General features: G+C 64.3%; 18 protein-coding genes. 6 read left to right on the forward strand and 12 right to left on the reverse strand.

The window, feature by feature from the left end; all coding sequences use genetic code 11:
* Positions 1-7: 7 nt before the first annotated feature.
* From NKJ34_RS00560 to NKJ34_RS00585, 6 genes are all read right to left on the reverse strand, one after another.
* Positions 8-988: an NADPH:quinone reductase gene (locus NKJ34_RS00560; RefSeq protein WP_253736315.1), complete on the reverse strand. Its 981-nt coding sequence runs from the start codon at positions 986-988 to the stop codon at positions 8-10.
* Between the two features lie 43 nt (positions 989-1,031).
* Positions 1,032-1,481, reverse strand: a complete 450-nt coding sequence (locus NKJ34_RS00565) for a pyridoxamine 5'-phosphate oxidase family protein (protein WP_253736316.1) — start codon at positions 1,479-1,481, stop codon at positions 1,032-1,034.
* A 109-nt stretch (positions 1,482-1,590) separates the two neighbouring features.
* Positions 1,591-2,631, reverse strand: coding sequence for a two-component system sensor histidine kinase NtrB (locus NKJ34_RS00570; protein WP_253736317.1), 1,041 nt, complete (start codon positions 2,629-2,631; stop codon positions 1,591-1,593).
* Positions 2,632-2,744: 113 nt separating this feature from the next.
* Positions 2,745-4,676: a threonine--tRNA ligase gene (thrS, locus tag NKJ34_RS00575; protein ID WP_253736318.1), complete on the reverse strand. Its 1,932-nt coding sequence runs from the start codon at positions 4,674-4,676 to the stop codon at positions 2,745-2,747.
* 168 nt (positions 4,677-4,844) lie between these two features.
* Complete coding sequence (locus tag NKJ34_RS00580) at positions 4,845-5,291, reverse strand: HVO_A0114 family putative DNA-binding protein (protein WP_253736319.1); 447 nt, start codon at positions 5,289-5,291, stop codon at positions 4,845-4,847.
* Positions 5,292-5,305: 14 nt separating this feature from the next.
* A complete protein-coding gene (locus NKJ34_RS00585; protein WP_253736320.1) occupies positions 5,306-5,644 on the reverse strand; it encodes a toxin-antitoxin system TumE family protein in 339 nt (112 codons plus the stop codon).
* Positions 5,645-5,782: 138 nt separating this feature from the next.
* Between NKJ34_RS00585 and NKJ34_RS00590 the strand changes: the two genes are divergently transcribed.
* Both NKJ34_RS00590 and NKJ34_RS00595 read left to right on the forward strand, forming a co-directional pair.
* A complete protein-coding gene (locus NKJ34_RS00590; RefSeq protein WP_253736321.1) occupies positions 5,783-6,070 on the forward strand; it encodes a hypothetical protein in 288 nt (95 codons plus the stop codon).
* Positions 6,071-6,170: 100 nt separating this feature from the next.
* Entirely contained in the window at positions 6,171-8,171 is a 2,001-nt protein-coding gene (locus tag NKJ34_RS00595; RefSeq protein WP_253736322.1) for a bacterio-opsin activator domain-containing protein, read from the forward strand.
* Here the strand turns inward: NKJ34_RS00595 and NKJ34_RS00600 are convergent, their stop codons facing one another.
* The 4 genes from NKJ34_RS00600 to NKJ34_RS00615 form a co-directional block, all read right to left on the reverse strand.
* A complete protein-coding gene (locus NKJ34_RS00600) occupies positions 8,172-8,993 on the reverse strand; it encodes a lycopene cyclase domain-containing protein (RefSeq protein ID WP_253736323.1) in 822 nt (273 codons plus the stop codon).
* Between the two features lie 124 nt (positions 8,994-9,117).
* The gene (locus tag NKJ34_RS00605; protein WP_253736324.1) at positions 9,118-9,867 is read right to left on the reverse strand and encodes a bacteriorhodopsin; all 750 of its coding nucleotides are present in this window, start codon (positions 9,865-9,867) and stop codon (positions 9,118-9,120) included.
* Positions 9,868-10,344: 477 nt separating this feature from the next.
* On the reverse strand, positions 10,345-10,734 hold the full coding sequence (locus NKJ34_RS00610) for a hypothetical protein (RefSeq protein ID WP_321169439.1): 390 nt from the start codon (positions 10,732-10,734) through the stop codon (positions 10,345-10,347).
* Positions 10,735-10,810: 76 nt separating this feature from the next.
* Positions 10,811-11,572, reverse strand: coding sequence for a hypothetical protein (locus tag NKJ34_RS00615; protein ID WP_253736325.1), 762 nt, complete (start codon positions 11,570-11,572; stop codon positions 10,811-10,813).
* A 177-nt stretch (positions 11,573-11,749) separates the two neighbouring features.
* Between NKJ34_RS00615 and NKJ34_RS00620 the strand changes: the two genes are divergently transcribed.
* Together NKJ34_RS00620 and lpdA are read left to right on the forward strand one after the other, a co-directional pair.
* Positions 11,750-11,917 (forward strand): DUF7576 family protein, encoded by a 168-nt coding sequence (locus NKJ34_RS00620; RefSeq protein WP_253736326.1) that lies wholly within the window; start codon positions 11,750-11,752, stop codon positions 11,915-11,917.
* Positions 11,918-12,007: 90 nt separating this feature from the next.
* Positions 12,008-13,408 (forward strand): dihydrolipoyl dehydrogenase, encoded by a 1,401-nt coding sequence (lpdA, locus tag NKJ34_RS00625; protein WP_253736327.1) that lies wholly within the window; start codon positions 12,008-12,010, stop codon positions 13,406-13,408.
* A 10-nt stretch (positions 13,409-13,418) separates the two neighbouring features.
* On the opposite strand, the gene NKJ34_RS00630 is transcribed toward lpdA, so the two are convergent.
* Positions 13,419-14,453 (reverse strand): LolA family protein, encoded by a 1,035-nt coding sequence (locus NKJ34_RS00630; RefSeq protein ID WP_253736328.1) that lies wholly within the window; start codon positions 14,451-14,453, stop codon positions 13,419-13,421.
* 90 nt (positions 14,454-14,543) lie between these two features.
* Here NKJ34_RS00630 and NKJ34_RS00635 point away from each other — a divergent pair, with 90 nt between their 5' ends.
* Together NKJ34_RS00635 and NKJ34_RS00640 are read left to right on the forward strand one after the other, a co-directional pair.
* Positions 14,544-15,272 carry an ABC transporter ATP-binding protein gene (locus tag NKJ34_RS00635; protein ID WP_253736329.1) on the forward strand — a complete coding sequence of 243 codons (729 nt, stop codon included), beginning with the start codon at positions 14,544-14,546 and terminating at the stop codon, positions 15,270-15,272.
* The gene (locus NKJ34_RS00640; RefSeq protein ID WP_253736330.1) at positions 15,265-16,497 is read left to right on the forward strand and encodes an ABC transporter permease; all 1,233 of its coding nucleotides are present in this window, start codon (positions 15,265-15,267) and stop codon (positions 16,495-16,497) included. Before NKJ34_RS00635 ends, NKJ34_RS00640 begins: the two co-directional genes overlap by 8 nt.
* A gap of 4 nt (positions 16,498-16,501) precedes the next feature.
* On the opposite strand, the gene NKJ34_RS00645 is transcribed toward NKJ34_RS00640, so the two are convergent.
* Complete coding sequence (locus NKJ34_RS00645) at positions 16,502-19,963, reverse strand: carboxypeptidase regulatory-like domain-containing protein (RefSeq protein ID WP_253736968.1); 3,462 nt, start codon at positions 19,961-19,963, stop codon at positions 16,502-16,504.
* Between the last annotated feature and the right edge of the window lie 67 nt (positions 19,964-20,030).

Raw genomic sequence — 20,030 nt, forward strand, 5'->3', positions numbered from 1 at the left:
TCGACCGTTACGGCGTGACGACGAGCTTCCCGAGGAAGCTGTCGTCGAGGACGGCCCGCTGGGCCTCGCCAGCCTCGTCGAGTCCGTAGGTCTCCTCGACCTGTATGTCGAGGTCGCCGCTCGCCATCAGTGACGCCAGTTTCGAGAGTCGGGGGCGGAAATCCGGCGTGTTGAACATGCTCATCAGCGTCAGGTTCAGGTCCTTGCCGCGAGCAGCCGACGACTGCGTGAAGCCGACGTTCTGATCCTTTTCGCCGATCCCGACCACGTGACAACCGGTGGCCGCAACGTCGGCATCGAACTGGAGGTACTCGTGCAGCCGGTGGTCGAGGATGACGTCGACGCCATCGGACTCTCCGGCCACGCTGTCGGCGGCCGCCACGACTGCCTCGGCCAGATCGTCCCGCCGGTAGTCGAGGACGACATCCGGGCCCAGCTCGTGGAGTCGGTCGTGGTACTCCGGCGAGGCGGTCGTGATCACCTGTGCGCCAGCCGCGGCCGCGAGTTGGACCGCCGCGTGGCCGACGCCGCCGGAGCCGCCGTGGATCAGACACCGGTCGCCCACCTGCAGGTCGGCGTGGTCGACCAGCGCTCGCCACGCCGTGACGGCAGCCACGCCTGCCCCGCCCGCGGCGACGGTGTCGACGCCCGCCGGCAGGCCGACGAGTCGATCCTCGGGGACCGCGGCGTACTCGGCGTAGCCGCCGTAGTGTTGGCTGCCGATCCCCGTGCCGTAGACCGTCTCGCCCTCGCTGAAGCCGTCGACGTAGTCGCCGACGGCGGCGACCTCGCCCGCGACGTCGATGCCGGGGATCATCGGCAGCGTAAACGGCTCGTAGGAGCCTTCGCGGAAGTAGGTGTCGACGGGGTTGACGCCCGCGCCGTGGACTTCGACCAGCACTTCGTGGCCCTCGGGGTCGGGCTGGTCGATCTCGTCTACCTGCAGTACGTCGGTGTCGCCGTGATCGTGAAACCGGACTGCGCGCATACGGGTTCAGAGGGGTGGTGCCTGAATAAAAGGGATGGTCGGCCTACTCCTCGGTGCCGACTTCCTTTCGGCCCGTGAGTTCGTCGGGGATCAGTCGATACGTCTCGTAGGGGATCTCCGAGGGTGGGCGTTCGAACACGTCGACGGTGGGGATGTCGACGGCCCACAACCCCTGCAGGGCAGCCGATTCGTAGGGCGCGTCGTCGACGGCTTCGAGGCGACCGGTGGCGACGATGCTCCGCCAGCCCGCCTCGGTCTCGCGGTGGACGACGAACGAGATGGGGTTGTCGACGAGGGTCGTTTTCCGGCTGTCCTCGGGGACCGAGAGCCGGAAATAGATGCTATCGGCGTCGGCAAAGTAGCCGTAGGAGACGGGGATCGACACCGGCGGCTCCCCGCGGTCGGTGGCGAACGACAGCACGCCGGTGCCGCCGGTTCTGAGAAACTCGTCGCGCTCCTCGTCGGTCAGTTGTACCCAGCGGAGCCCCTGCATGTGTCCATCGACGACTGCAAGGCACATAATGACATGCAGTGACCAGTATCGACGACTGTCCGGCGCGCTGTTCGGTGTCGACGATGATCCGTCGGGCCTCGACGCGGTATCAGGCCGCGAACTCGACGCCAGTAAGCTCGAACCGTGCGCCGCCGGTCTCGCCTTCGGTTACGCCGAGCCCCCACCCGTGGGACTCGGCGACTCGCTGGACGATGGCCAACCCCAATCCGGTTCCGTCCGGCGCGGTCGAGTACCCTCGTTCGACGATTCGGTCGCGTTCTGCCTCTGGGACTCCGGTGCCGTTGTCTTCGACGTAGAAGCCGTCTTCGAGACCGCCGACGGTGACGACGGCGTCCGCACGCCCGTGTTCGATCGCGTTCCGGAAGAGGTTCTCGAACAGTTGGGTGAGCTGGAGCGGGTCGGCGTAGATCGGTCGGTCGACGTCGGTCCGGAGTCTCGCCTCCTCGTGGACGATGTGCTGCCAGCAGCGTTCGCTGAGCCGTGTGAGGTCGACCAGTTCGACCGTCGGCCCGTCGGTGTCTCCGCGTGCATCCGACAGGAGGCTCTCGATGAGCGTCTCCATCCGGTCGAGTGCCGTCGCGACCGTCGCGTGGTGGTCGCTCGGCGACTCCGTCTCGGCCAGTTGGAGGTAGCCCTGAGCGACACCGAGTGGGTTCCGGAGGTCGTGTGAGACGATCCGAGCGAACGATTCGAGCCGTTCGTTTGCGTGTTCGAGTTCTTTTTGTTGGGCCTTTTTCTCGGAGATATCTCGGGTATTGATGACGTAGTGGCCGTCCGGCGTCGGATTGGACGAGGCGACCGATTCGACCCAGACGTAGCTCCCGTCGGCCGTCAGATGGCGATACTCGACGGCTTCGATGATGAACTCCTCACTCGCAACCACGTTTTTGAACGCGTCGTACACGCGGTCGTGATCGTCCGGATGAAAGACATCGGCACACGAGATCCCGACCAACTCGTCTTGGTCGAACCCACAGAGCCGTGCAATCGCCGGGCTCTGATACCGAATGATGCCGTCTTTGTCGAGCAACGACAGCAGATTCGTCGAGTGGAGGGGGATATCTTCGAGTGAAACCACTGGTTCCGAGCCATCCAGCGGTTGTGACCGGTGATCGTTGTCACCCCCCATACTAGGTGCAGGTGTCGGGGGATATTATCTGTTTGTGTGGTTGTGAGTGGAACCCGGCCACGCTCGTTTTGTCGGGGTGGGCTGCAGAAATCTACACCACGACCTGTCCTGTGTTAGTCGAGGAAGTCCGGCTCTTCGCGCTTGTCGGCGCGTTCGTCGACGAGGTGGTCGACGAACGCCTCTGGGTCGACATCGTTTCCTTCGCGCTCTTTGCGATCCCGAACCGAAATCGTGCCGTCCTCGACCTCGTCGCCGCCAACGATCACCATGTAGGGGACCCGATCGGTCTGGGCCTCGCGGATCTTGCGGCCGAGGGTCCACGAACGGTCCTCGATGTCGACGCGGAAGTCGTTGTCTTCGAGGTCGTTTTTGAGCCGGTGGGCGTAGCCGAGTTCGTCGTCGCTGATCGGCAGGATGCGGACCTGTTCGGGGGCGAGCCACAGCGGGAACTTGCCGTTGAAGTGCTCGATGAGCACCATGAAGAAGCGCTCGAAGCTCCCGTAGAGCGCGCGGTGGATCATCACTGGACGATGGTCCTCGTTGTCCGCGCCCGTGTAGGTGAGATCGAAGCGCTCGGGCATATTGAAGTCCAACTGGACCGTCGGGCCGTCCCATTTGCGTCCGAGTGCGTCGCTAAAGGCGAAGTCGATCTTCGGCCCGTAGAACGCGCCGTCGCCGGCTTCCAGATCGTAGTCCATCTTCGAGTTTTCGAGGACCGATTCGAGCTGACTTTCTGCCTTCTCCCAGATTTCGTCGCTGCCGACCGATTTCTCGGGGCGGGTGGCGAGCTGGACCTCGTAGTCGAGATCGAACGTTTCGAGGACTTCGTAGATCATGTCCATGATGTCGTCGACCTCCCGTTCGATCTGGTCGGGGGTACAGAAGAGGTGGCCGTCGTCGATGGTAAAGGCCCAGACGCGGGAGAGCCCGGAGAGTTCGCCGCGCTGCTCCTTGCGGTAGACCTTCCCGTTTTCGGCGTAGCGCACCGGCAGGTCGCGGTAGCTCCACGACTTTTCGTTGAAGATCGTTGCGTGGCCGGGGCAGTTCATCGGCTTGAGGCCGTACTCCTCGTCGTTCACATCGAGGAGGAACATGTCGTCGACGTAGTTGTCGTAGTGGCCCGACTGCTTCCAGAGCTCCGTCCGGAAGAGGTGGGGCGTCTCGACGTAGTCGTAGCCGTACTCGTCGTTCATCGACTCGCCGTACTGTTCGAGTTCGCGGAGGATCGCCTTCCCGTTGGGGTGGTAGAGCGGCAGCCCCGGTCCCGTGACCGTGGGGATCGAGAACAGATCGAGTTCCTGACCGAGTTTGCGGTGGTCCCGTTCTTTAGCTTCCTCGCGCATGTCGAGGAACTCCTCCAGTTGGGACTCCTTCTCGAAGGCCGTCCCGTGGACCCGCGTGAGGGTGTCGTTTTCCTCGTCGCCGCGCCAGTAGGACGACGAGATGTTGAGGAGTTCGAACGCGCCGATCTGGCCCGTCGACTCGACGTGGGGGCCACGGCAGAGGTCCTCGAACTCCGCCTGCTCGTAGAAGGAGATCTCGTCGGCGTCGGCGGCCTCGCGGTCGAGGATGTCCAGCTTGTAGGGGTTGTCGCCCTCGTATTTGGCGACGGCCTCGTCGCGGCTGTAGGTGGTGCGCTCGATGTCGTAGTCTTCCTCTACGATCTCCTGCATTTCGTCTTCGATGTCCTGGAGGTCGTCCTCGTCGAGGTCGACGCCCGTGATGTCGTAGTAGAACCCCTCGTCGGTCCACGGGCCGATGGTGAGTTGGGCGTCGTCGTACAGTCGCTGGAGCGCTTGGGCGAAGACGTGGGCCGCCGAGTGCCGAAGGACATCGAGATATTCGTCGCTCTGGTCGGTGACGATCTCGATGCGGTCGCCGTCGGCGACGGGAGTGACTTTGTCGACCAGTTCGCCCTCGATCTTGCCCGCGACGGTGTCGTCGCCGAGTCCCGGTCCGATCTCGTAGGCCACGTCCTGTAGTGTCGACCCCTCCGGAACGGCGAGTTCCGTGCCGTCCGGGAGGATTACAGCGATTTCGCTCATGTATTCCGGAAACCGACAGGCGGGGATAAGTGTTGTTGGATGCGGTTGTGGACAGTAAGAGTTCCACAGGAACTTCGCAGCTATGATTGCTACAGATAGTATTGGGAGTGAAATCACAGGTCGCGAACCGATTCCTGACAGCAACCACCGCACCAGACTGTCAGCCCTTCATGGAGCCGCCGTCGACGTCTCGCCGGACTCCGATTCGAACGGCAGCGAGATCACGAGTTCGTCAAACCAGACGACCGGCCGCTTGCTCTGACCCTCCTCCTCGAAGAGGATAATTCCCAATTGGGCGAGTCGATTCAGTTCCTCGTAGACGTTTTTCACATCGCGGTCGACCACCCGTGCGGCCGCGTTGATACTCGCCGGCTCCTCGCGGCGGATCGCCTCGATGAGATCCAGGACACGCGGCGTCAGCGTCGCCAAGAGATCATCGTAGCTGGTGAACGACAGCGTCGGCGTGCTGTCGGCTGGCTCGCCAGCGTCGAGCGTCGTGATCGCCTCGGTCACCTCGTCGTCGAATCCGGTGGCTGAGTTCACGGTCACGACGAGCGTCGACGCGGCTCGAAGCTGTTCGCGTTCCATCGGGTGTAGTGGTGGGGTGTCGGTCATGGGTTTCTCCTGTGTTAGTCGAGTTCGAACTCGGGTTTCGGGATCTCGCTCCAGAACCGATTCCAGAGCGCAACCATGCCGGGGAACTCGATGCTCTCCGGTTCGGGGTCCGGCGCGACATGGCGTTCGTGGCCCTTCGTATCGGCGTGTGAATTGTCATAGCGCCGGATCGTGCCATCCTCCAGTGTGCGAGGCGGGTCCGGCTCCGTCGCGCCGTAGTGGAGCTTGTAGGCCCAGCCTGACCGATAGGTGTTCTGCTCAGTTCTGAGACAGAATACCCGAACGACAGTGCCATCCGGGTATTTTTGCCCCATACTCACACCATCGAGTTCGGCATCGGTCGGAGAGCCCATCCTCAGCTATTGGTATGTGGACCAACGAGATAACACTATTGGTCTATCAACCAACGATAAACCCTCCAAACGATGGTCAGTACAACACCCATCGAAGCCACCAGCACCGTTTTACAACCGCTCACGCTGGAATTCAGTATGGCCTCCCCACCGGCCGAGTCGACCGACGAGACGGGGTTCGACGAGCAGGCGCTCTACCGGGTCGTCCGGTCGGCGGTCGAAGACGCGATCCTCGGCGTCTTGGGCACGCTGTTGCTGCTCGGCATCGCCGCGTTTTTCGTCTGGCTCGGTGGTGCAATGGTGGTCTCGGCCGCCGAAGCGGGCCTGACGGCGGGCCTCGGCTTCGGCATCGTCTTTCTGCTCTTCGGGCTCTACCTCGGGGCCACGACGCTGGATCTCGTGCCGCCACTCGGTGAGTGGTTCTGACAGGGCAATCGGCTGCCCGCCGAACGATTGGGGTGACCGTCGACTGTTCGACATCCACGTTTATGCGACTGGCTGACGCATCACAACGAGTGTATCAACGATGACCGGAACACGGCCGTCTCGCGTGCTCGTGATCACAGCCGGGACCGCCGACCCGGTGGACGGGCTCGAAGCCGACGCCGACCTCGCCGTGACGCTGATGCCTTGCGGTGACGAACTCGGTTCGGGGCTCGCCGACACCGACTGCGTCGTCGCCGTTCACGGCGAGGGTGTCGACGCGGTCGATGTCCTGAAACGAGTCCGTGGGTTCGATCCCGACCTCCCGGTCGTGGTCGTCGCCGACGACCTCACCGTTGCGAGCGACGCCGTCGCTGCCGGGGTCTCGGAGTTCGTCCCCGCCGGGAGCCCCGACGCCGCCGACCGGCTCTACGGACGAGTGTCGGCAGCGCTGGCTCCGTCGTCGCCCGCTCGCCCAGACGAGGCCGAGGGGATGCCCATCGAAGCACTCGGCGCCGAGGAGGAGCTCCGACTCAAGGAGCGAGCCATCGACGAAGCGCCGGTCGGCATCACCATCGTCGACGCCGACCAGCCCGACGAGCCGATGATCTACATCAACGACGCCTTCGAGCGACTGACGGGGTACGCCAAGGAGCGCGCCGTCGGGCTGAACTGCCGGTTCCTGCAGGGCGAGGGGTCGGATCCCGAGGCCGTCGACGAGTTGCGGGCCGCCGTCGACGCGGGCGAGTCGGCCTCCGTCGAGCTGCTGAACTACCGGCAGAACGACGAGCCGTTCTGGAACCGCGTCGACATCGCCCCGGTTCACGACGCCGACGGCGAGGTCTCGCACTTCGTCGGGTTTCAGACGGATATCACCGAACGGGTGGAGGCCGAGATGCAGCTCGAACGGGAACGGACGGACCTCCAACACCTGTTGCGCCGGATCGACGGCCTGCTACGGAACGTCACTGAGGAACTCGTAGAGGCACAATCCCGGTCGAACGTCGAGGCGGCCGTCTGCCAACAGGTCGCCGCCGCCGAGACCTACGACTTCGCGTGGATCGGCGTGCCGGATCGCGCCATCGACAGTCTCGTGGCGACGGCTGCGGCTGGCGAGTGGGACGTCTCGAAGGCCGACCTCGAAATCGACCTCACAGCCGTGGACGTGATGCCCGCCGCCTCGGCCTATCAGACGGGTGAACCACGAGTCGTCACCGATCCGTCGACGCTGTCGGCTGTCGCGTCGGCGTCCCCGTGGGTGGATGCCGCCGACCTCGGGGGGATCGCCGCCATTCCGCTCGTCTACGGGGAGACGACCTACGGCGTCCTGTCGGTGTGTACGATCGAAGCAGCAACGCTCAACGACTACGAGCGGACCGTCCTTGGGGCGATCGGTCGCGCCGCGGCGACGGCGATCAACGCCCTCGAACGCGGTCGACTCATCGCCAGCGACAGCGTGACGCGGATCGAAATCAGCTCCCGAGACAGGGGGTTGTTCTTCGTCGACCTCTCAGTGCTGACGGGCGCGTCGCTGACCTACAACGGCGCAGTGTACCGCGACGACGGCAGCGTCCTGCTGTTTTTCGAATCCGACGCCACTGCCGAGGCAATCATCGAGGCCGCCGACTACCCCCATATCGTCTCGGTCGAGGCACTCTCCGAGTACGACGGCGAGACGCTGTTCGAGTTCGTTGTCACCGACGACTCGCTGCCGGGGGCCCTCGCCGAGCGGGGCGTCCGGATCGACGCGATCAGCGTCGACGACGGCGTCGCCAGTCTCGACCTCGAACTCCCCACCGAAGGCGACGTCCGGGCGATCATCGAACTCCTCAAAGAGCGGTATCCGGAGACGGAGATCCTCTCTCAGCGGCGGGTCGAACAGCCGCCGTCGACACGACGTGCCTTCGTCGGCGAAATAAAAACCCGCCTGACGGAGCGCCAACTGACCGCGCTCCGGAAGGCCCACGTCAGCGGGTTCTACGAGTGGAACCGCTCCGTCACCGGCGACACCCTCGCCGAGTCGATGGACATCGGCCGGGCGACCTACCACCAGCATCTCCGGGCGGCCGAACGAAAGCTCGTCGACGCGTTCTTCGAGCAGTGATCACACCGCGGCTTTTCGAGCGGGGGCCGCCGTCCAGTGGTCGACGACCCACCGGAATAGCACCAACCCCTGCACGACGAAGAGGTTGGTGACGACGAAGAACAGCGCTTCCTCGACCGGGAGGCCGAACAGGTCGACGCCAGTCGTGTAGACGGGCGAGATGTGCCAGATGCCGGTCGCGATCGCGATGCGGTCGATGACCCAGAGATACAGCGTCGGCACGGTAACTCCGAGGGCGACCGTGCGGCGCTGATACACCAACTGCGGGAGGCCGACGACCCACTGGATGGCGAAGACGGGAGCGGCCCACGCGAGGATCGCCCCGAGGTAGAACGTCCGGTCGGTGCCCAGCAGCAGGACGCCAACGAGGCCGATCCCGACGGCGAGGGCACCGCCGAGGAGTCGCGGCAGCAGTCGGAGCCGCTCACGATCGAGTCGACGGGTGCCGTCCGCCCAGTCGAGCAGTCCCGTTTCGGGCCACCCGCGGCGGAGCGTCAGTTGGCCGAGCCACAGCGCGGTCAGGATCGGCTGGAGCAGGAAGAAGACGTACTCGCCGACCGGTGCGAGGCCGATGTGGGCAAACGTCTGGCCCTCGCCGTACCCCCAGACGCCGTGGGCGATGAGGTAGTTGTCCCACGGCGTCGTGTAGACGACGGCGATCAGCGTGATCGCAGCGACCCCGGTCCAGTAGACCGGTTTCCCGACGGTCCACACCGTCGGTCTGGTCGTCCGGGTCCGCATCACCGTCGCCACGGCCAACAGCCCCACGACGACCGGTATCAGGAACGCGAAATGGAACTGGAAGTACGTCGGCCCGCTCATGATCGGTCCTTTCGGTAGTCGGGCCGGTTTTTCGGGATGATCCGTGTATGAGTGTACATGATAAAACCCTCTCAGGGCGGGTGCCCCGAGCGGTCAGCGGCGTGTCGACAGCAGCGATTGGTTGTTAGTCGGCGGTGCCTGCGGCGCTCCCGACGGCCGCTCCGGCGGCGTCGAGGACCTCACGGCTCGACAGCAGGATAATACCGAAGCCGACCTTCGCGACGAGGTCCAACACCATGAACCCGGCCGTCTCGGTGTAGAGGCTGACCGCGCCGAGGCCCTCAGTGCCGAGGAGCCACCACACCGGGTAGACCAGCCAGACGAACACGATCAGGTTTCGCAACGTGCTGAACGTCGACTGGGCCTCAGCCGAGAGCTTGCGTGCTTCGTCGGCCAGCTCGCCGTACAGGAAGTACAGCAGCACCACCAGCAGGCCGGTGGAGACGCCCCACCAGATGAGGCGGTTGCCGACCGGGCCGAGGAACGCGGCGCTCGTCGACAGCGTAGCAACCGCGCCGGTGCCGATCATCAGCACGTCGAGGCCGACGAGCGTGTAGATCGTGTTTCGGCTGGCCCCCGCCAGTAGCGCGAGGTCCAACAGAAGCAACGGCGTCGTGAACAGCCAGTCGGTGTACCGCGCCCAGTAGATGGGCACTGCTTCACCCCCGAGTTGGACCGTCGTCAACCCGAAGCCGAGCGCCATCGCGAGATAGTTCACGAACGCAATGGCCGTGATGAATATCGTCACGATGTAGAACTCCTGTCGGCGTCTGTCCGTCTCGCCCCATCCGCGGGCGATGAAGTACAGCATCCCGAGGAGCATTCCTATGGTCCCGAGCCATAGCCACAATTGTTCGCCACCTGGACTTACCATTGTACCTGGATCCGTCATAATGCGTTTATCGTTAGGGTAGTATTGTGTATAACCGGACTACCATACTAGTATGGTAGTTGTGCTATATTTTCCTGTTTGTCACTCGCGCGGACCTATGGGACAGCCGATTCTCGAGAGATCCGTTGGAGTGGCTGCATCGCTCGCGCGCGAGAAGGGGCAGCTCCCGCGGAGCACACTACTGGACGGACTACTCGGAGATCGCTCCCGGCTAGCAGCACGATACCCACCTCACGGGGTCGGATATCGGCGGCATGCGGTTGGAGACCGAACCGGGCGACTGGAACTGAACCGGTGGCGAGTCCGAGCGAAGCGGTCCAGCCGCCCTCGATGCCGTGTGCGAGCTCGGTTCTCTCCAACTGGCGTACCGTGCCTACGCTGGTTGGTGCGTTAGATCAACCGGGAGGCTGCAGCGACAAGCGGCACCAACACGACGAGATAGGCAGCCGCAGCCAGCGTCTAGTCCCGACGGATCGTTCCGAGTCGACCAGCGTCGACCCGCGACCGCGGGAGAACGACGACCGCGAAAAAGCCGACCATCAGTACCAACAGCACGACCGCCGCGGCGAGCGTCGAGACGGCCGACGCGCCGAGCAGCCCCTCGCTTGCGAACAACAGCCAGACGAACAGCGGGCCGGTCAGCAACCCCGCGACGTAGTGGACCACCGCCGCCAGTCGACCGGGGGCCTCGCCCGGCGGACGGTCGGTCAACACCCCGGCGGCGATGTACATTGGGGTCTTGCCCTCCGGGAGCCGGGCCATAACGACGTCCATCACCAGCGTCGACACGATGCCCGCGCCGATGCCGACCGCAAACAGGATCGGGACCGAGAGTGTCGCAGTGTCCATACAGAAATATCGGACTGATCCGGTATCATCGCTTCGACGCCGTGTCGTCTCTCCGTTCGGTCGACAGCCGGCTTGATCACTCGTCCATCGGCGTCGAACACCGCAAGCAGAGGACGCTGTCGGCGATCCAGTTCACGTCGGCCGACTCGCAGTTCGGACACCGGTACTGGTCAGTGTTGTACGCGGTCGTCCCGCGCGGGGCTGCCAGATACCCCTTGTCGACCACCTGCTCGACGAACATCGGGAATCGCTGGTTCTTGTACCGTGCCCGGTGTGCGAGAAACGCCCCCGGTTGGGCGGGATCGCTGCCGTGGAGGGCCTCCCACGTGACGGCGATCTCGCCGTTGTCGGTCGACCGGGCGGCCTGTTTGATCGGGGCGGCCGCGGCCTGGAACAGCGGCGTCGTGCCCCAGTACTGCGGGTCGATGTCGTCGCCCAACTCCGCATACGCCGCTGCGGCGTCGTCGTAGGCCGCCGCGGCGTCGCTCAACCCACCGACGACGCGGAAGTCGGCGACGAACTCCGCCAAACACGCCTGCTGGACCGGCTCGGCGAGTGTCGTGGTGAGATCCTGTGCGACGGCGACGCCTTCGACACCACGGTGGGTCGCCCGGTCGGCCCGTCCGGCGACCCGGTAGGCGACGGCCGCAACGGCGAGGGCCGACAGCCCTCGGCCGATCCATCCCTTTTCGTCCGGCTCGAACCCGCTCATCCCCTCCCGCGGTGCGGCGAGTGTCTGCCAGCCGACGCGGGTGTACTCGTCGCCCGCCCGTTCGTAGGCTCGCTTGGCGAGTGCGCCGACCGCCTTCGCCCGGCAGGTCTCGATCCCGGCGCTCATCGGCCGTCTCCGGGGTTCGTCTTCAGGGTAGGTTGTCTCCGTCTCGACGGATCGGTCGTGTGCATACGTTCCTGTAGGGCTACTCGGACAAAACAACGGGCGGTCCGGGACGGGTTGTGCGTGCGATTCACCCATGGCCAGTAGGCTCATGCGTGTTTGCACCCTATCGAAGGGCGTATGACCGAGACAACGATCCCGGAAGAAAACGCACCGAAGTGTGCGGTCTGTAGCGATCGCGTCGTCGACTACCCCACCAATCGCGTCGTCGCAACCGCGACCGACGACGGCGATGTCGAGTACAAACTCTTCTGTGGCCCGAGCTGCGAGTCGTCCTACCACACGTAGCTGCCCGACGGGGGGCGGCCCCCTGTCGACGAGCCAACCTCTCAGCCGAATCTGAAGAAAGGCTATCAGGATAGGCCCCCACGAAAGGATATGTCCACAGTATCGGACCTCGTGGTGATCGGGGCGGGTCCCGGCGGCTACACCGCGGCCATTCGTGGCGCACAGAAGGGGCTCAACGTCGCCCTCGTCGAACGCGAGACCGTCGGCGGCGTCTGTCTCAATCACGGCTGTATCCCCGCCAAGGCGCTGATCCACGCCGCTGGCTTCCAGCGTGACATCGACCACTGGAACGAACTCGGCATTGAGACCGGTCCCGTCGACGTCGACTTTCAGGCCATCCAAGACTGGAAGGACGAGGTGATCGAGCGTCTCGACGGACAGGTTCTCGAAAGCTTGGAGCACTACGGCGTTGACCTGATCGAAGGCACCGCCCGGTTCGCCGACGCCACCACGCTCCACGTCGAGACCGACGGCGACACCCGGACGCTCGACTTCGAGACAGCGGTCATCGCCACCGGCTCCCAACCGCTCGAAATCCCCGGCCTCGAATACAGTCAGGACCGCGTCATCTCCTCGCGGGAAGTCCTCCAAGTAGACGAAGTCCCCGAGGAGATCGTCGTCGTCGGTGGCGGTTACATCGGGATGGAGGCGGTCACCAAGTTCAGCAAATTCGGCGCACGCGTCAAGATCGTCGAGGCGCTTGATCGAGTGCTCTCGGAGTTCGAGGAAGAGATCGTCGACTCGATACAGGAGACCAGCGAGATGTACAGCGACGACATCTACACCTCTACGCTGGCCAAGGGCGTCGAGTACGACGACGAGGGGAAACCGATCCTCGTCGCCGAAACGGACGGCGACGAACTCCGGCTGTCGGGCGACTATATCGTCGTCGCCGCCGGCCGCGAACCCAACTCGGCCTACGACCGGCTGGAGTTGGACAACACGGACGTCGATCTGACCGAAAACGGGTTCATCGCGGTCGACGACCAGTGCCGAACCAGCGCCGACAGCATCCTCGCGGTCGGCGACGCCGCCGGGCCGCCGTACTTGGCCCACGTCGCCTACCACGAGGGCAAGGTCGCCGCCGCGGTCGCTGCTGGCGAGGACCGGGCCGTCGACACCGAGTACATGCCGACGGTGATGTACACCGACCCGGAGGTCGCCACCGTCGGGCTCTCGGAGGCCGACGCCGCCGAACAGTACGACGAGGTGCTGGTCGGTCGGGTGCCGATGACCGCCTCCGGGCGGGCGCTGACGATGGACAAAACCGAGGGCTATCTCAAGGTGATCGCGGACGTCGACGAACAGTTGCTGGGCGTGCGGATCGTCGGCCCGCGGGCCTCGGATACGATCGCCGAGGCGACGCTGGCCTTAGAGATGGACGCCTCGCTGGACGATATCGCCACCACGCTCCACGCCCATCCGACGTTCCCCGAAAACCTCGTCGAAGCCGCCGAAGCTGCGAAAAACGAAGCGATTCACACCCACTGAAAACAGCGTCTTACCGGACCTCTTCGGCAACCGAAACCGCGTCGTCGACGCTGCCCTCGACGACAACCCCGGTCGTCACGTCGTCGTCGGTCCAGAAGACGACGCTGCGGCCCTCACGCTCGACGGCGGTCGCGTCCTCACCGTCGACAGTCACGCTCTCACCGTCCTCGGCGTCGCCGAGGCGGTCGCTTGCGCCGGTCGCGGTGATGATCTGGACCTCACCGTCGTCGGTCGTGTACTGCTGGATCACGGCCTGTCCGTCGGCGGAACTGAACTCGGTGGCCTCATCGAACTCGCCGTCGTCGTACGCCGGCACGTCGAGATCGGTCGACGCCTCGAGGTCGTCGAACTCGTCGTAGGTCTCGGTCATCGTCACCTCGACCCGATCCTCCGGCGGCTCGAAGGTACTCTCGTGGATGCTCACGTCGAACTGCTGGTCGGTTACTTCGACGGTCATCTGCTTGTCACCGTCAGTGGTCTCGACCTGCAACACCCGCGAGTCCTCGGTCGACACCCAGACCGTCGACTCGACGTCCTCGTACTTCTCGTCGGCCTCGTCGGTCGGCGTCAGTTCGACGACGTAGGCTTCCTCGCCGTCGAGTTCGGTCGTGTCGACGAGTTCGGCGTCGACGTTCTCATCCGGCACGAAATCGTCCGGCTGCTCGTGGTCGTCGTACTCCGACTCGGCCGGGATCTCACGAGCGAAGGACTCCTCCTCGCCGACGGCCCAGACGACAGAGCCGTTCGAGCCGACCTCCGAGGTCGAGCCGTCCTTCTCGATGACGAACCTGAACTGGTCAGGCTCGGCGAACGCGAAGTCGACGGTCGCTTCCTCGGTCTCGCTCTCGTTTTCCACCGTCACGTCGGCGCTGCCGGTCAGCGTCTCGGCGTCGTCGTAGCGCTGTTCGACGTCGTCGAGGATCGCTTCGCCGGTGGGCTGGCTGTCGGCTCCCGGGAGCCCGGTCGCCGCGCCGGCGGCCACGAGACCGACCACGACGACCGCGATCACCACTGCCGCCTGTCGACTACTACCGGATACTCGCATTGTCTACGTTAGGGGCTTGCGGCGTAAGTAGGTTGCTCCGATCCACCTGCGCCGGCGAACGTTCATGCCCGACGACGCCCAAAGGTGGTCGTGAGCGAATCAGCAGGCAGCCCGGCCGACGCCGATCCGACGGTGGTCGTCGACGGCGTCACCAAACAGTACGCCGCCGGCACCACCGTCACCGCCCTCGACGACGTGAGCCTCTCGCTGCCGCGGGGCTCCTACACCGCGATCATGGGGCCCAGCGGCTCCGGCAAAAGCACCCTCCTCAACCTCGTCGGCGGCCTCGACACCCCCTCTGCGGGCCGCGTCACGGTCGACGGCCACGACGTGTCGGCCGAAAGCGAGGCCGAACGTGCCGCCATTCGAGGCACGGAAATCGGCTTCGTCTTCCAGACGTTCAACCTCATGCCGCGGCTCACGGCGGTCGAAAACGTCGCCCTCCCGCTGGTCTTCGACGGCTGGAGCAGGGAGGACCGCCGCCGACGCGCCCGCGAACTCCTCGACGATGTGGGCCTCGCCGACCGCGTCGACCACGTCCCCGCGGAACTCAGCGGCGGCCAGCGCCAGCGGGTGGCCATCGCCCGCGCGCTCGCCCCGGACCCGGCGCTGATCCTCGCCGACGAACCCACCGGCAACGTCGACACCGACACCGGCGCGACGATCCTCGACATCTTCGACGACCTTCATGCGGCGGGCAACACCATCCTGCTTGTGACCCACGAGCGCCACGTCGCCGAGCGTGCCGAGCGCATCGTCCACGTCGAGGACGGTAACGTCCGGACTATCGAAGCCGTTGGGGAGGCTACGGATGGATAGCCGCGAGTCCCTGCGGATCGCCGTCCGGTCGATCCGGGCCCACAAACTCCGGTCGGCGCTGACGGTGATCGGCGTCGTCATCGGGATCGCCTCCGTCATCACCTTCGCCACCTTCGGCGCGAGCGTGCAAGCCGAGATCGTCGGCGACATCGGCGACAGCAGCGCGGGGAACATCTACGTCTTCGGCACCCCCGAAGACGAGGAGGGGTTCGACCGGGCCCTCCAGCCAGTCTTCACCGAGTCCGATGTCGACGCCCTCCGTGAGATCGAGGGCGTCGAGGCGGTTCTCCCGCGCGGCATCATACAGGTCGGCTCCGTACGACAGGGCAACGAAACCCTCGCCAGACAACAGGTGACCGCGACGACGCCCGAGAGTATCACTTCCGACTCGGTCGTCTCCGGGCGGACGTTCACACCGGGCGAAAACGAGATCGTCGTCAACGAGCGCATGGCCACCGCCTTCTCCCAGAACCTCACTGCCGGGTCGACGCTGACAATGGTCATGCCGGACGGCGAGGAGCGCGAGGTCACCGTCACCGGTGTCGTCACCGGCACCCGCGGCGAACTCCCGGTCGGCCAGTTCGCCCGCCAGCCCCGGATCTTCGCCCCAGTCGACCCCTTCTACGAATCCGTCGTCGAGAGCCCCTCGGCGGGCGTCCGCCAGCGGGCCTACCCACAGGTGACTGTCGTCGCCGATCCGCGACGGATTCCCGATACCAAAGCCGACATCGAGGCCTTCCTCGCCGAGTCGGACGCCCGGCAACTATCGGCCTCTGACACCGAACTCGTCGCCCGCTCGGGCAGCGACTTCGTCGACTCGATCAGCGACGTGATCGAACAGATCACCCGTTTCGTCACCGGGATCGGCGTCATCTCGCTGGTGGTCGGAGCCATCGGCATCGCCAACGTGATGTTGGTCAGCGTCACCGAACGGACCCGCGAGATTGGGATCATGAAGGCTGTCGGCGCGCGCAACCGTGACGTGATGGGGGTGTTCCTCATCGAGGCCGGCCTGCTCGGTACACTCGGGTCGGTGCTAGGGGTCCCGCTGGGCCTGCTGGTCGGCTATGGAGCGACCCGGTATGCCGACGTCGGCTTTGCACTTGCGCTGGACTGGATGGCGCTGGCGGTCGTCGTCGGCATCCTCGTCGGCGTCGTCGCCGGCCTCTACCCGGCGTGGCGCGCCGCCCGCGTCGACCCGATCGACGCCCTGCGCCACGAGTAGCCGTCTACGTCCACTGGCCCAGCACGTGCATCGCCCCGGTCACTGCGGCGGCGACCGCGACGTCACGGCTCCGGAGGCCGACCATGCCGAGCAGTCCCGACCCTTCGGAGTCGTCGTCACCGTCGTCTTCCTCCGGCGGGCTCGACTGGGTGGCGTTGCCATCGGTGGTCGTGACCTCCGTGTCCTCGGATTCGGTCACGGTGAGCGTGCCGGTCCGTTCGTCGTCGTCGGTGCTGACGGTGTAGCTGTACTCGCCGGGCGAGAGGACGACGAACTCCTCGGAGAGGTCAAGTGTCGTCTCCTCGCCGCTGTAGAGGACGGTCGTCTGCTCGCGGACCGTCTCGCCGTTGACCGTGAAGTTGACGTTCTGGCGGTCGGCGATGTCGCCGGTGTTGTTGATCGTCGCGGCGATATCGCCGAGATTTTGGCCGCGTTCGACCTCGACCGATTCGGGGAACGACGTGATCTCGAAGGTCGCCGGGTTGTCGAGGTCGTCGACGACTCGGACCCCACGTTTGTCGATCAGTCGGTCGTCGATCAGCCGGCCCTGTGAGTAGAACTCGACTTCGACCCGCTCGCCGGGTTCGAAGTCGGAGAAGTCTTCGGTGATCTCGAAGGTACGGTCCTCGCTGATCTCGATGTCCTCGATCGTGACCACCTTTGGCACCGGCCGGTTGCTCGCTACCAACTGCATCTCGGCCTGCGAGCCCGGCGCGATGTTCGTCTCACCCGAAATGAGACCGTCCTCCTCGGCGGGGACGATCAGTTCGTCTTCGAGGGTGGTCTCGCCGTAGTCGATGTATGGCTCCTCGAAGGTGAACGAGTCGTTGGCGCTCACCGTGGTGTCGCTATCGCCGAAGTACGGGAAGTGTTCGACCCCGTCGTCGGGGCTAACGGCCGGGCTGAACGGTTTGGGCTGCTCGCCGTTGATGAGCGAGTACTCCTGATACTCGTAGCGTTCGCCCGCCGGTGACTCGTAGGCGATCTCGAAGGTCAGTTCGTCGCCGTCGGTCGGTCGGCCGTCGAACGCCTCGCTGTCACGGGTGTCGACGATGACGTAGAAGCCGCCGATCTGTGGATCCGTCCCGATCGGATCGGTGCCGTTCCACTGGTCGGCGGTGTCGTCCGGGAGGACATAGAGGTCGCTGCTGTCGACGCCCGCAAACTGGAGCCTCGCGCCCGGTCGGTTCGGCGCGGCGAGTTGGCTGTCGGCCAACTCGATGTGGACTCCTTCGTGATCTCTGAGGAGGGCGTCGACGTCGTCGTTCGGGATTCCGCCGGGGTCGTCGCCGTCGTCGGTGACCGCCGGGTTGGTGGCTGCCACGTCCTTCATGAGCGCGCCGTACATCCCGACCGACTGGACCTCGATAAGGATCCGGTCGCCTTCGGCGATGGTGTCGGTTTCGGTCGCCGAATCCAAGAGAGATCCGATGTCGTCGACGCCGGCGGGCTCGTCGGCGTCCTCGAACTGGTCGACGCGGTCGGCGGACGCGGGCGGGAGCGTGTAGGTTGTCACATTACGGATTTCGGGCGGCTGCAACACGAGGTTCGACCGGCCGACGGGCTGGCGGAAGTCGGGAATGTTGTCGTCGCGCTCGATCACCGTCCCGCTTCCGCCGGCGACCAGTCGGTAGCGACCGGCCTGCAGCGGGCTTCCCCGAGACGATAGCCCCACGTGGTCGCGGAACTCCGCGAGGTTCCCGGCGATCTGGTTGCCTCTTTCGTCTTGGAAGGAGACGTCGCTGAACACGCCCTGTGGGGCGTTTGCGGCCCCGTTGTCGTGGGCGTAGCTCGTCACCTCGCCGTCGACTGGGATGTATGCCTGCTCGGAGGGCACGTCGGTCCCGACCAGCCGCGTGTTGATCACGAACGTCGCGTCGCCGTCGATGTGGAGCACATCGAGGTAGTTCTGGAGGTTCCCTTCGTTTACTTCTCGGTCACCGCCGAAGAGGAGGTACGCCTCGTCGAGGTCACCGGTCGAGACGTCGATCACGACGAAATCGCCAGCCGGCGTCTGGTAGCGTTCCTCGGTGAACTCGACCTGCTCGGAGTCGAAGACGTTCGACACGCTAACCGACTGGCTTGCGCTCTCGTTGAGTGCGCTAACCGAGAGGGTGTACTGTCCGTCGTTTATCTCGCCTTTCTCCGGGACAGTGAACGTCACCTCGTCGCTATAATCGCTGTCGAAGCCGGTGTCAAACGTCTGTGAGGGCGCAAATCCGTCCGAAGGCCCCGACGCACTGAATTCGACGGTGTCGTACACTTTCTCACTGAAAGAAAACTTCACGGTCACTTCATTCCCGGACTGCACGGAATTTGGCGTCACGCTGTCGATACTGATGTCGACCGGCGTATCTCGTTCGATGGAGATTTCTTCTTGTTTCGACTTGCCTTGCTCGATTTCAGTCGTGAGACTGTTAGATTTGTAATCCGGATGGGAGACCGTTACAGTATGCGTACCGAACGGGAGATTCTCGCTATATTGGCCGTTCTCTCCGGTCGTAGTTTGGTCCTGGTCGACGCCCTCCACTTCGACATCAATATTGTTTAGCTGATTTCCGTTGGTATCCGTTACTGTGAGCTGGAAATTCTCATTGTCTTGAACTAGACTCAGGTCGTTGTCAGTATTTGGTTGGGTCGAACCGTCGACCGGAACCGAAATTGAACCTTCCTCGAAATTCTCCGCATCGGCCGTCACTGTCCGTGTCGCTCCGTTCTCGTTCCCCGGTACGTCGGTGATTTGGTAGTCACCATCGCTGTCGGTCGTCGTGCTGAGTGACCCCCAGATGCTTGAGTCAGTACCGTCGACCGACACGTCCGCACCCGAAATAGCGTCATCGTTCTCGTTCGTAACCGTCCCTTCGATCGTCGTGAGGATCGCATCCAGATCGATATCTTCGGTTACAGTTTTGCCCGCATCCACGGTGACGCTCCGGTCTGCCGTTTCGAAGCCGTCCCGACTAACTGTGAGATCGACGCTACCGTTTGGAACATCGATCTCGTAGCTCCCGTCGCTGTCTGTGGTCGTCTCCGTCTCCAATCCGTCAGCACCGCTTTCGATGAGATTCTGATCGATCGACTCGTCGTGTTCGACGGTGATGGTCACACCTTCGATTTCGTCACCGACCTGACTCTGTGTGGAGTTGATCGTCCCCGTAATCGTCCCCGTTTTTCGCACCAGTTCGAAGTCCTCCGTTACTGGTGAGTTGGTCGTCGACACGGCGACTGACGTACTCTCGGTCTCGTAGTCCGGGTGAACTACCTCTACAGTCTGGGTCTCGTACGGCACATCGGTGAGTTCGTACTCGCCGTTCGAGTCGGTCGTTGTTTTGAGATGTGTTCCGTGGTCTGTGATATTGACCGCCGCACCCTCGATCGCATCGCCAGCCTCGTTGGTCACCGTGCCAGTGAGATTGCCGCTCGCTTCTGCGCCATGGCTGGCGACAGCGCTCCCGGTTACGAGCACGGTAGCCAATACTATCACCAAAAGCGCAAAAACGACAGTACGGCGATAGCCTCGGAAAACTCTGAGT

It is taken from the genome of Halohasta salina, assembly GCF_024178165.1.
Taxonomy (GTDB): Archaea; Halobacteriota; Halobacteria; order Halobacteriales; family Haloferacaceae; genus Halohasta; species Halohasta salina.